Here is a 13,221-nt window from a genome sequence, read left to right as displayed (position 1 = left end):
CAGCGATACCCAGGGAATGCTGGGCATGAAATATCTCTTTTAATGCCACTTTGCCGCCCGTCACGTGCGGGTGGCACTCTTTTTAGATCAACGTTCTTTGTGATCGCGCTCGCATTCAGTCATTTTTACTATAAATATGATGAAGTTAATTCAGCTTATTTATGGATGAAATCACTATGGATCCTTTGCACGCCGTTTACCTGACCGTGGGACTGTTCGTCATCACATTTTTTAATCCAGGCGCAAATCTCTTTGTCGTGGTTCAAACCAGTCTGGCTTCCGGTCGTCGTGCGGGCGTACTCACCGGGCTTGGTGTGGCGCTGGGCGACGCCATCTATTCCGGGCTGGGATTGTTTGGGATGGCAACGCTCATTACCCAGTGTGAAGAGGTTTTCTCACTCATTAAAATCGTCGGCGGTGCTTATCTCTTATGGTTTGCCTGGAACAGTATGCGCCGACAATCAACACCACAGATGAGCGCGTTACAGCAGCCCCTTAGTGCCCCCTGGTATGTATTTTTCCGCCGTGGACTCATTACCGATCTCTCTAATCCACAAACAGTTTTATTTTTTATCAGTATCTTCTCAGTGACGTTAAGTGCAGAAACGCCGACCTGGGCGCGTTTAATGGCCTGGGCAGGGATCGTGTTCGCGTCTGTTATCTGGCGTGTATTTCTTAGTCAGGCGTTTTCTTTACCTGCCGTGCGTCGCGCATATGGACGTATGCAGCAGGTCGCCAGTCGGATTATTGGGATGATTATTGGTGTATTCGCGCTACGGCTGATTTATGAAGGGATGACGCGGCAATAAGCTGATGATTGGTAATTAATATGATTGAAAAGTTGGACCGCCATCGAGGCCTCGAACCCCGTACCATACAACAATCCTGGTTGTCGTCTGCTCTTCCTGATGAGCTAATGGCGGTTTTTTGATACGAACCTTACAGCATATTTTCTGTCAGGCCCTGGTGCGATGCATAAGATACAGAAAGTGCCCTACGCAAACATGACGGAATTATGATTTTTTTCATATGAATGTCAACTCATACATTCACAAAATATCTTTGTTGTTCATTAATAAAGCAATAACGAATCCCTGTCGATTTACTCGCCCGGTTATAGCGAAGACAACTCCGCACGCTTTTTTGAGTCTTAGCATCACCCATTGCATTCCCTACGCCTGCGGTGTACCCGCCAGCACCGCTTCAAAATCTGCGGCGGTCAGATCGGTTGCCCCTTTGAGCATATCTCTCGCCAATGCCCGGCGTCGGTTCAGTAATTCATCCAGCGTTTCTTCAAAAGTCATTAACTGGCTATCACGCACCGTCGGATAATAGACGTAAACATCTTTCTGCTGCCCGATACGGTAGGCCCGATCGGTCGCCTGATCTTCCTTCGCCGGATTCCAGCAACGGGTAAAGTGGATGACATGATTTGCTTTTTGGACATTGACGCCAAACCCAACCGCAATGGTGGATAAAATAATGACGTTAAAACCGGGCGTTGACTGAAATGCATCGATCAGGCTCTGACGATTTTGATCGCTGCCAGATTTGGTGCTGGTATCACCATTAATAATAAAAGGCTTAAAGCCAAAGTGCTGCGCAATCAGATGTTGCAGTTCTCGTTGAATATCGCGCAGTTCTGTAAAAATAATCACTTTGTCATCGGATGACTGGCGAATCGTATTTAATGTCTCCAGCAGCCATTTTACTTTCGGGGCATCGTTCCGTAAGCGCAAATCTGCACTGACGGAATAAGGCCATGCGCAAATAAGTTTCAGGCGATGCAGTAACCCCAGCATACCTGAGCCTCGTTGATCCAGCCCTTCGCTGATCTCCTGTTGGTTTTGCCAGCTTGCAACCGAGTGGGTATAGAGATCCCGTTGCAATGGCAGCATATTCAACTGTTTACAGCGTTGATCTTCAATCTTATCCGGCAGGTCTTTCGCCACTTCTTCTTTGGTGCGGCGCAGCGTCTGCGGTTCTATTAATTTACGTAGCGATTCGAGGACAGCATTATCATTCTGTTGCTCAATGGGGCGCAGATAATCTTTACCAAAATTATTTAAAGCCCCCAACAAACCAGGCTGAACGAAGTCAAATAAACACCACAGATCGACAAGGGTATTTTCGACTGGTGTCCCGGTACATGCGACTTTAAATTGTGCCTGAATGGCTTTTGCCGATTGGGTAATTAATGCCGCCGGATTTTTAATTTTCTGCGCTTCGTCGCACACCATTATGGACCAGGGTTGGCGAGCCAGCGAAAATTCCTGATCGCGCAACGTCTCATAGGTGGTAAGAACAATATGCGCGTCCCCCACCCAGTCACTTTGCAGTAAGTTCTTAATCCCCTTACTTTTAAGCGCCTGAGGAATGCTCTCTTTCGCGCATTTCTTCGCCTTAAGTTCATTACCGTAGAGTTTTAAAATCGACACCTGCTCGCGCAGGAAGAAATTCCCAACCTCACGCTCCCAGTTATCGAGTAACGACACCGGAGCAACAATCAGCGAAGGAGGCGCATCCGGGAAACGTTCACGGTGCCAGATGAGAAAAGTTAGAATCTGTAAGGTTTTACCCAGCCCCATATCGTCTGCCAGTAAACATCCCGCCGTCTCGGTTGGCGACTTTAGATACAACTGCTGGAGCCACGCTACCCCTTTACGCTGGTGTTCACGTAGCTGAATGGACGTTTTGAGGATCATCGGTAGTTCGACTTCTGCCTGATGTGCACCGAGCAAAGAATCCCGCCGTTGTTTAACATACAGCGCCTGCTCGATATTTTGTTCTATCAGCAGAACGGCGCGACTGACCGGCTCACTACTGACACCATCATTTGTTTCGCCATCGATTTTCTTTTTCCATTTATCGTGGAAAATTTCTGCTTCTTCACGGGGCAAAAGGTTGTCGTTCCAGGGCATGGCGACTTCCGGCGCATCCGTGGCTTTTGCCTCTTCCAGCCGCTCTTCCAGTTCCTGAAAATGTTGATGATTATCGAGATCCCAGCCAGAGAACATGGCCTCGCACATCTCTTGCGCAAGGTTCTCCGGAAGCCATTTTTCACTTTCACTTTTGACCAGATAAGGCGAACTTATTTTTTCAAATTCACCGATCCCGATAACCCGGTCGCTGTATTTGTTCAGATCGAGGACGTGGGAAAAATTCATTCCCGCCGCCTGGTGCTGCCAGTTTTCAAGCAACGCCTGATAACCTTGCAGTTCTTCCTGGCTGAATCTGGAAAGCTCCAGATCGTAACCCTGCCAGACTCCGGCGGGCAGTTGTGCCGCTAACTTTTGATCCAGTTCAGAGAGCAACGCCGCCAGTTCACCAGGTCGTTTAAAGATATAGGTTTCATCCGCCACAGATTGCTCAGTTCTGGGACTGAGAAGAAGCGTTACCGACGCAATTTGCCTGTTTTCATCAATCTGCGGTTCCAGGCGGAAATCATAAAAGTAGATCCCGGCGTCCTGTAAATTCTGCTCATAAACGTCAGGATCGAGCACCTGGCTCGCCTCTTCACCAATCCAGGTATAGGGGTTGCGAACAAATGAGAGCGCATCATCCCCCGCCACGCGACGCCCTGTAATAGCGTGCACGGAGGTCAGGACGTCTTTGACTTCAGGAGAAAGAATGACATGGTTTAAGACACCATCGTCCCCTAAAACACGGTAACGATCCTGCACCTGTTGCGTGCGGTCAAAACTCTGTAACCAGTTGGCAGGCTGCTCATCAAAAACAGGTTCAATTTCCAGCACCGGAGTATCCACCACCAGCGATTTCCGCAGTTTTAACTGCAACGATTCCGGCCTGATGACGATCGTTTTCGCGAGATAGTCATCCAGTTTTGCCCCTGCTTTTTTGGCCTGCCGCCGTATTTTGGCCCAACTGGTTTGGTTGACCGTTTCGCCCGGCGTCTGTCGCTGCTGCAACCTGAGTTGCTGTAGTGCGTCCAGAAGTTGCCAGTTCTCTTCACTTAACACAAAGGTGCCTTCCGCAGAGGAAAAGCTGGCGCCTGTGCAAGTTATCTCAACAGGGCGATAGTCGTCAGGCAGAGTCCATTTATCAATGAAAACGCGAAAAGTGTCATCGCTAATGCTTCCTGTTGCAGCAAGATGAGCCGTCAGATTGCGCTGTGGGGGAAAAGCGAAAATCGCCAGGCTGCTGGCATAGTCGTCATTTTTCCGGATGCGATAAAAATCATCCCAGCTAAGAAACCAGCAATCAGACCAGTGAGAAACATAATCTTCCTCATGAAGCTGTTCCAGGCATGAGGCGACAGGCCAGTTATCTTCGCTATCGGCAAGACTAAAGGGGAAAGCAAAACCCTCTTCTTTCATCACATACAACGGCACAAATGAAGCGGGTAGTGAGGTATTCTCTTTAATAAATTTACCCAACAATTTTTTGAACACTATTTGCTCCAGTAAGTAAATTTACCCAGCACCGGTTTAAACCCAAGGCTGAGTAATTTTTGTGCCGCTTCATGGTCAGGTTCATTGAACTGAATGTGGATTGCGCCCCCCAGCCCTCGTTTATCCATCACTTTGCAATCGACCGAACGAATAATCTCCCGGATTTGCTGTTCCCGGCCAGGGAGCTCTTTTTTGGCTTTTAACGAGGAGGCGATGATTTTGATTTGCTCTTCCCGGTCTGGCTTTGCATCACTGACTTCATGTTCAGGTAACGATGCAGGTTCAGGCCGACTCACGGTCTTTGACGCATTGAAACGAGAGATATCCAAAGTGACAGAGGACTGATTTATATCTTCCGCAACGTAATCAATACCCAGCTTACGAAGTTCTTCATCATATCGGCTCATCCACCCCTCAATTCGGTTGAGTGAGTAGAGAAATACCGGCGATAAATGCGGTAAACGCAACCGGACTTTACGGCGGTTATTCCGCTTATCTTTCAGATCATAATCAATATCAAGAATGCCGGTTTCCGGATTAAAGGGAGCATTCCCCATATGGTAGGCATACATCGCACCCACTTTCGAAAATTCGACAAACAGATAATCGCCAATGCGCATAATCATGGCATTGTTATCGCGTGAACCAGAACCTTGCAGGCGGCTTAATCGCCCTGCGTTTTTCGCCCTGAATTCAACATAATCGGCATCTTTGGATCGCAACGCATCTTCGCCCAGCACAATGCGCGTATAGCTCATTTGATTGGCAAAACGTAGCCAGTAGAACAGGCGCGCATGGTCAACATCCCGATTGCCTTTCAGCAATTCAAAGAACAGTTTCAGGTCGTCTTTGGCGAACCATCCTTGCACCATCAGTAATACGGGATTTTCAACGTGAACCTGCCAGCTTTTATTACGGCTGGTTAACTGTGGATTTCCCCAATATTCCAGGGCTAATTGCTTGAGTTCGAAATGCGTTTGATGTTTAAAAGCCGACTGATAATAACGGGTCAGCGTGGCTGCCAGAATATTATCTTTAAACCGCGTAAGCTGGCGGCTTAAGGCGATAAGAGAATGAATTTTCTGCTGAAAATCATCGTCAGTCAGGCAAAAAATCTCATTGACCAGGTGGTTAACAATTTTGCGCCATAACCAGCTGGTTTGCGGAATTTGCGCGACTTTCTCCAGCACCGAAATATCCGTGATTTCTCCACGCCCAAGCTGTTGTCCGAGAAGAAAACCTGCATTATCGGTAAAAATATCGCTATAGGTGTCAATGACCGACATCCAGGACATCTGACGCGGCGCACTCTCTTTTAGCTGTTGAAAGCCGCGAGCAATTTGCGTGCGTAGCTGAAGCCACTGTGGATTCTTTTCCGGCGTATCGCTGGAATGACCAAAGTAGCTGGTACATAACGCCAGCCATTCGCGGCGTGTTAACCGCTGCTGCGCAATTTTTTGTTCAATTTCAGCGATAATCCTCGCGAAGTTTGTTGCATCATCAATCAATGCAATTTCAAACAGATCGCCTTCTGCCACGTCATTAAGGCCAAAAAAAATCATCTTCCACTCGAAGGGCCCTGGCATCTCCCCCGCACGCAGTCGGGCAATGGCCTGACGGCGTTTCTCCAGAGGGGGAACCATCTGCACTGCACGAGCATCTACCTTCCTCTCAAGTTGCGCGATAACGCGCTGAAGATAGTGAAAAGCGTGACTTACCGTCGGCTGCACGTTCTGCTCCCGGTAGGGCAGCAAACGGGTTTTCAGTTTTTCAATAGCGGAAGTCATTACATGGCTCCCAACTGACAGGTTTCCTGACTAATGCCAGGAACAACATCCATGCTTTCGTCGTGCTTTTTGTCTTTCAGGCCAAAGAATTGCATCCGCAGTTCTACGCGACGGCTGGCTTCTTTACTCTCTTTCGCATTGTTGAACGAAACCCCGCCCGCCAGAAATAATTTGCGGATCTGGACTTGCTGTTCCGGGGTTATTTTTTGCTGTAGCGCGCTTCTGCTATCCAGCAAACTGCACATCACCCATTCCGAGCGTTGCAACGAAAGGTGCAAGTTATAGAGATAAGAACCGTCGGTATCCGTAAAACCTTCTATAACAATTTGCTTAAACCATTTTTTGCCTTCATCGCTATTTGCCGCCTCCAGCACTAACGGCACCACATCCTGTAGCGCCTGTAATCCTTCAGCGTTAAGCGCAAAGCGATTGTGCTCAAAACGCCCGGCTTCACCAAAGCTGATACGGTTGTCATGGCAGTCAACCTGAATCGTCTTGTTGAGATTTTTCGCCTGAAGCTCAAGTTTTTCACACAGGCGAGCGATATCATGCCCGCGCGATTTCTCCCCCGCTTCCGCCTGCTGGATCCGCTGCGTAACAGAGCTAAGTGACGCCACCATCACCACCAGAAACAGCACCATCATGGCGGTCATCAAGTCTGCATAGGAGATCCAGAAGGGTTTTTCCGCTTCATCGCTGCGCCGTTGCCTGCCATTAAATACCCGGTTAAACATCAGCCTGTTCCTTACGCGCGACGATGACGGAGTACTGTTTCCAGCGTATCCACGCTTTCACCGATAATCTCAACCGAAGAACTTAAGGCTCCCGCCGCTTTCGTCAGTTGCGTATCCATCTCTTGCAGTGAACGATTCAGGCCGTTTTCCACTCCGGTCGTAAAGGATTCAAAACTGGTTCCCATTACCTCGGCAATGTTATGCAGGAACTCCTGAGCCTCACGGTTATATTGTTGCAGGCGTTCAGAGTACGCCTTCAGATCGTCAACAAAACGGCTGCGCGATGATTGTTCATCATGGCTACGGTTAATCAGCGTTTCGAGTGCCGTTATGGCATTCGCCACGACTTCGCGGGTATTACGATAATCAGCAATCAATGCCCCCAACTCCGCGCTGGCACTGGAAAGCGTGCGTCCCGCCTGTTGCGTGCCATTGAGCACCTCGGCGGTCAACTGATTAGCCTCGGCGACACGATCGCCCGCAGCTTCAAAGCGGTCTGCAGCCACGCGCATTTTATCGGCTCCTGTTTGTATCTCTTCCAGATGGCGCGTGGTGTTTTTCGCCATCCGTTGCAGCAGCTCGCCTGAAGCCGATTGCTGTTCACGCAGCATCTGCATCAGCGACTCAACCTGACTTTCAAGCTGACCAATGATTCGCTGCGCTTCCTGTTGTAACGCACTCTGCGCTGATTGCTGTTGCTGACTGAGCGACTTCTGGCCTTCTTCCAGTTGTCCAAACAGGTTGCCAAGTTGGCTACCCAGGTGATCGATACCGCTGGTCATTTTTTCTCGCAGGGCATCCTGACCGGAATGCATGGTTTGCTGTAACGACGTCATAAACTGTTGTTGTTGCTCAGCCGCCGCCTGCTCACGTGCTTCGCTACGTGCCAGAAGCTGCTGAGTCTCTTCATGCAGCACGCGTTGCCCCTGTTCCTGAGTCTGGCTCATCTGTTTTTGCCCGGACTCCAGCTGGCTGAATACGCCCGCCAGGTTTTGCGTCAGCGTTTCGACACCTTTGCTCATATTGCCCATCAGCAGATTTTGCGCCTGATTTTGCTGCTGATTAAGTTGCTGCTGACCATTTTCCAGCTGTGCAAAGAGCGTCGCCATATGGCTGCCAAGCGTATCCACGGAAGCTGCCATTTTCTCCATGGTTTCATTTTGCCCTTGCTGAACACTGGACTGGATAGCCTCAATAAACGCGCGCATCTGTTCCGCCATCGCTTTTTCACGCGCTTCGCTGTCGGCAAAGATTTTTTCCAGTTGTTGCGCCATCCGTTCGCCCGCGCCTTCGCCTTCTGCGCCAATACGGGCAACGGACTCCTGCAAGCTGCGCAGCATCTCATTCATCCCTGCCTGCATCTCCTGCTGACCGCTTTTCATTTCACTTAACAGTTGAGAGATCAGTTGCGCGCTGCCCTGACGTGAGTCATCCCCGGCCTGACGCATATCCTGCAACAACGTTGAGAAGCCGCTTTGCATAGACTGAATGGCTTCCACTGAACGCCCCATCATCTCCTGCATGGTGGTGAACTGCTGACCAAAGGTGTTATCCATTTTGCTCATAAAGGCGGTCAGGACGTTCTCCAGCATCGACTGCACACGATGACTCTGATCGCCGGAGGCGGTTTGCACCACGCCAGCAATTTTATCCAGCGGATTTTTCAGGCTGGTTTCGATAGCGCCACTGACCTGTTCAGCAAACTGTTGGCCTGACTCGCGGTATGTTGTTGATAATGTCTCTGCCAGCTTTTGATTTTCCCGCATCTGGCTATCCACCAGATTTTGCAGCATTTCGCGCAGGTCAGTGACCAGACCATCCTTAAGTTGCCGCGCATGGGTGGTGTTTTCTTTAGTACTGGAAAGAAGTTGCGAAAGGTAATCTTCACCGACGCCGCCTTCAAAAAGCTGGTCAATGCTGGCGGTAAGGAGTTCAAGGTTTTTATAGCATTGCGCCAGTCGCCATTTTTCAAACATGGTGACCAGAATGGAAAACGTAATAGCAAACGCCGAACCTAAAAACGCATACAGAACGTCGCGTAAAAGGTTAGCAACGCTGGCGCTGACCTGCTCTGGCGTGCTGGGGTCAAAATGGTGCAAACCAATCATCAACCCCGAAAAGGTGCCGATGATCCCAATTCCGGTCAGGATGCCTGGAAGATGTTTAAACGCTTCCGTATAGAGAGGAATTTCGACTAATAACGGTTCCGTAAACCATGCTGACGCTGGAGCCGTTGAGCGAATGGCGCTAATTTTTTTTTGCCCGCTATTTTCATCAAACTCAAACTGGCGATGTAGAGACTCTTTAAATTCGCTCCAGGGGTGCGCAAAAAATTTATCAGAGAATAACGCGTCTAATTTTTCGAGTTGTTGTGCCGGTTTTTCATTGCCAAGTCCCCGAATTGCTTTCGCTTTTTGTTTAAAGCGCGCTGAAACCCTAAATGAAGGAATAGCGTAACGGACAATGAAACCCAACAACAAAACCCCAACCACAATAGCGACATAAATCGGCACATTTTCTGGATTAACAGAGGTTAACGTGTCGAGGAACGAAGTCAGCGAAAACATCTAAATACCTTGAGTGAAGGAAAAGAAATTTGCAGGGCAGAACATCACCAGCAAGGAAAAAAATCGCCCGCTCATTATAGGAAAAGTCTCGATTTTTACATCAATAAAACGTTATATATCTCACAAAAACATTGATCACACGCATACGTAAGAAATTTAAATCGCTTGGTGAAAATAATTCACAGAATTTATGCTTTATGCCACAAAGATTGGGGATTTTATTTTTTCGCCGCCAGACTTACGTATGAAACTTTTTCATGGGGCGCGCTGCTTCTAATAACGTCCAGTCACTATTCAACGAGACAATTAAATGAGTGAGATTGACATTAAGGGCGATGAAACGCTGGTTGCTCTGCTACTGAACGCCGACAAAAACGATATCGATCTGCTGATTGATTACATTACGCCAGACGGAAAATTTAATTTTTCCCAGTCTGACCGCGTTAAAAAGGCCTTGCGCGATGGTAAAAATAGCGAAGCTATTGATGAGGAGACATTGCGTTTGCTGATTCGCGAACTGCAACATTTTGGCGGTAACACCGTGATTAATCTGTTCCGAGGCAATGGCGTTAGCTATAGCGAAATTGTTGACGATGTCGCCAGCCATCTGAAAATTAAAGTCGCGAAAAATGCCCCGGTAAAAGAAAAAGAATCACTGATTATTGATGCCGTTTTCGCTTCATCCTGGAACAAAATGTCAGATGACGATCGCCGTCAGCTTCTCCGCGATATGGGAATTAACACCAGTATCAGCCTGGATAAGCTGTCACGTATGGAGCTGCCACTTTTGCAACGTGCGGCAATGGTAGCAAGCGGTCTGGCGCAGATCGCCACGGGGAAGGCACTACCGTTAATTGCGGGTCTGGGGATAGGTCGCGTGTTGGGCGTTCTCACCGGTCCTGTCGGGTTAGCCCTCACCGGCTTATATACCGCTTATGATATTTCCAACCCGGCGTTCCGAATCACCTTGCCCTGTGTGGTGCAAATTGCCTGGATTCGCTTAAAAAATTCCCGCCATCACCGTCTGAGCGAATCGGTATCATCAACGACAATTTCAACCGCAAACTATGACAATCGCTGGGTGTTTGAAAATGAAAAGTCGCAGCGCGTTTTAACTGTATCGTCTATCGCTTTAAATAAAATTACCCATCCCGACACTCTGGTACGGCATGACATTACTGAAATTTCACGGTTAGGCCCACTCTTACAGACGCTTCCTTCGCTCGCCACCGCCGCCCATATTGCCAGTCATCACTATATGGAAGTCATTATTGATGGCGCACTGGCGAAAGTGAAAGATGGCTCAGGATATCGTGGCTTCAGCCTCGGGGAAAAAGGGATTAAAGCGCACGCAGTTTTGCTGAACCCTGACAAACTGAATCAATTGGTCAATGCCGGCATATTACTGAATGTCGCCTCGGCGATACTGGCGCAAAAACATCTGGCAGATATCAGCAACAAACTAACGCAGATAATTGAAACTATTCGGGAGATTTCTGCATTCCAGAACAATGCCCGCAAATCTGAAATTGTCGGCGCTATTCAGTATTTACAGCAAATCACGCCTGTCGTCATTGAGGGGCAATCTTCGCCAGAAATACGGCAAATGCTTGAAGCTATCGAAAAGGATTTTTCAACACTCCAGGATCATCTGCTGACGGATATTGCCTTTGCTGGCGAGAAGGTAGCCTCTATAAATGACGGCAGTTTTTTCAGTAGCGCAACAATCACCAGTAAAATTCAGGCGCAACAAAAAATTATCGAAGAACGGACGATGGAGTGGGATTTAGCGATGAAGGTACGCGGGCAAGCATTGCATCTGGTCAGCCATAGTGAGGGTCAGACGATGCTGGTAGAGCGCCGCCAGCAGGCTATAGAACATCATTACGCGCAGTTCGATACGGTTATCAGCAAGGTAGAAAAACAATTACAGTCACGAATTGATAGCATCAGCGCCGTAGCGGAACAGGCGAATACCACCAGCGCCAATAAAGTCATTTTGCGAAAATGGTGCAACAACCGCCTAATGCCGCAAAAAGTTGCAATTAAGGAAGCTAGCCAGGCGTTCGACCAATTCCAGCAAAATATGCTGGACAAGCCGTTGCAGACCAGCCGCATGTTGGTGGAAATGAAAGACGGTAAACCAGTGAAGTGTTATGCGTTGCCGGATGCTTAAGGCGGCTCGCAATATTTGCGGTGTGGTTAGCGGTGTCATTCATAATTTCTCCGGCTCAGGAGAATCAAGGCTAACAACCCCGTATTCAGGCTGCCCCACTCCCTGGGGCTATAAATCTCTTACGACTCACCGTTGCAGACATTTCAAATGCATATCACTCTGCCACACTCCCCCACACCAGTTGCCCTTTATGGAACGTCGCCGTTCTCGGCGAGATACGCGCCACCGCCTCGGCAGAACAGGAGGCGTCCACCAGCACAAAGCTGGCGTCATCCTGCGCTTTGGGCCAGACGCGCTCGCCTTTTTCGTTGAGCGGCAATACATCGCCAGTGGCTAAAAACAGCGAGCGGGAGAGGTTCTGTTCGTTAGGACGAATATAGAGCTGCGCGTACAGATTGGCTTTTTCCAGCATGTCGCCCAGGCCGTAAGGCGACCAGTGGTCGATAACGCTGTCGGTGCCAGTCATGACTTTTACGCCTTTGTCGTGCAACTGTTTGAGCGGCATATGCAGCGTGCCAATCGGCACCGTCGAGGCGATTGAAATTTGCTGCGCCGCCATGCGGTGCGCCAGTTCATCTACCTGTTGCTCGTTGAGCGTTGCCAGCGCAAAGGCGTGGCTGATGGTCAGCTTGCCCTTCAGTTGCGGCGTTTTCTCTACCGTTTCAACCATATAATTGATGGCTGCCACGCCTGCCGGAGTGGTTTCGTGCAGGTGAATATCGACGCCTTTGTCGTAGTCCAGCGCAATCTGGAACATGGTGTCGAGGGATTTTTCCATCGCGCCATCAACACTGGTCGGGTCCAGCCCGCCGACGTAATGCGCCCCCGCCTGCATCGCTTCGCGCATCAAAGGCTCCGATTTCGACAGCAGCAAACCGTGCTGCGGGAAGGCGACAATTTCACACTCGAAGCCCGCCTGACGTCGCGCCAGCACCGCCTGCAAATTTTGCAGATTTTTCAGACCGGATACCGGTTCGATATTGCAGTGGCTGCGGGCAATGGTGGTGCCTTTCGACTGCAATAAATCGATCAGTTTTTCCGCCCGCTCCTGCGTGTAGGGTTGCAGCTCCGGCAGCATTTTTTGCTCGAGCTTAATCATGTCCTGGATAGTGGTGCCTGCCGGGCGATTGAGCGAGCGCCACGGCCCGCCGTAAAAGGTTTTGTCGAGATGAATATGCATGTCGCGGGTGGTGGGCAGCATCAACTTACCGCCAGCGTCATAGTGCGGCAGCGTGGCGTCCGGATGCTGCTTGTTCTCGCGCAGGGCAACAATTTTGCCGTCCTGAATTTCCACGGTCTGGCGCGCCGTGCGGGTCTGCACCGCTACGCCATTTTCGTAGTCAAAACCGGTTTCCAGCAGCACGTTGTCGAGATAGTAGTGCGGGTCAGTGATTTTCATGGTGTTATTCGCTTCGCAGTTTGTGGTGCCAGAAACCGCCGCATGGGCGAGCGGCACAGACGTACCAAACAGCGCGGCGGCGGTGACCATCTTACCGCTCTGGCTCAGAAACTCACGACGGCTATTGTTTTCTTTCATCTTACGTC

8 protein-coding genes are annotated in these 13,221 nt (G+C 49.5%); 3 read left to right on the top strand and 5 right to left on the bottom strand.

Going from position 1 to position 13,221, the window contains the following annotated elements; translation table 11 throughout:
• The coding region (locus tag BEG40_RS22005) for a hypothetical protein (protein WP_206748364.1) at nucleotides 1–204 on the top strand (204 nt) is incomplete at its 5' end.
• Nucleotides 177–809, top strand: coding sequence for a LysE family transporter (locus tag BEG40_RS19170; RefSeq protein ID WP_000371334.1), 633 nt, complete (start codon nucleotides 177–179; stop codon nucleotides 807–809). The genes BEG40_RS22005 and BEG40_RS19170, both read left to right, overlap by 28 nt.
• A gap of 363 nt (nucleotides 810–1,172) precedes the next feature.
• Here the strand turns inward: BEG40_RS19170 and zorD are convergent, their stop codons facing one another.
• From zorD to zorA1, 4 genes are read right to left on the bottom strand one after another with little or no spacing between them, the layout of a single operon-like run.
• Nucleotides 1,173–4,412 (bottom strand): type I Zorya anti-phage system protein ZorD, encoded by a 3,240-nt coding sequence (gene zorD, locus BEG40_RS19165; RefSeq protein ID WP_105285956.1) that lies wholly within the window; start codon nucleotides 4,410–4,412, stop codon nucleotides 1,173–1,175.
• On the bottom strand, nucleotides 4,412–6,199 hold the full coding sequence (gene zorC / locus BEG40_RS19160) for a type I Zorya anti-phage system protein ZorC (protein ID WP_105285955.1): 1,788 nt from the start codon (nucleotides 6,197–6,199) through the stop codon (nucleotides 4,412–4,414). The genes zorD and zorC overlap by 1 nt, the downstream gene beginning before the upstream one ends.
• Nucleotides 6,199–6,933, bottom strand: coding sequence for a type I Zorya anti-phage system protein ZorB1 (gene zorB1 / locus BEG40_RS19155; protein ID WP_000483325.1), 735 nt, complete (start codon nucleotides 6,931–6,933; stop codon nucleotides 6,199–6,201). Before zorB1 ends, zorC begins: the two co-directional genes overlap by 1 nt.
• A gap of 11 nt (nucleotides 6,934–6,944) precedes the next feature.
• On the bottom strand, nucleotides 6,945–9,500 hold the full coding sequence (gene zorA1, locus BEG40_RS19150) for a type I Zorya anti-phage system protein ZorA1 (protein WP_000492262.1): 2,556 nt from the start codon (nucleotides 9,498–9,500) through the stop codon (nucleotides 6,945–6,947).
• 310 nt (nucleotides 9,501–9,810) lie between these two features.
• Here zorA1 and BEG40_RS19145 point away from each other — a divergent pair, with 310 nt between their 5' ends.
• The gene (locus BEG40_RS19145) at nucleotides 9,811–11,676 is read left to right on the top strand and encodes a YaaW family protein (RefSeq protein WP_105285954.1); all 1,866 of its coding nucleotides are present in this window, start codon (nucleotides 9,811–9,813) and stop codon (nucleotides 11,674–11,676) included.
• A 154-nt stretch (nucleotides 11,677–11,830) separates the two neighbouring features.
• Here the strand turns inward: BEG40_RS19145 and BEG40_RS19140 are convergent, their stop codons facing one another.
• Entirely contained in the window at nucleotides 11,831–13,213 is a 1,383-nt protein-coding gene (locus BEG40_RS19140; protein WP_105285953.1) for an amidohydrolase family protein, read from the bottom strand.
• Between the last annotated feature and the right edge of the window lie 8 nt (nucleotides 13,214–13,221).

The organism is Escherichia sp. MOD1-EC5495 (assembly GCF_002965965.1).
GTDB classification, from domain to species: Bacteria; Pseudomonadota; Gammaproteobacteria; order Enterobacterales; family Enterobacteriaceae; genus Escherichia; species Escherichia ruysiae.
The sequence above is the reverse complement of the archived record's forward strand: the minus strand, read 5'-3'. Positions and strand labels throughout refer to the sequence as shown.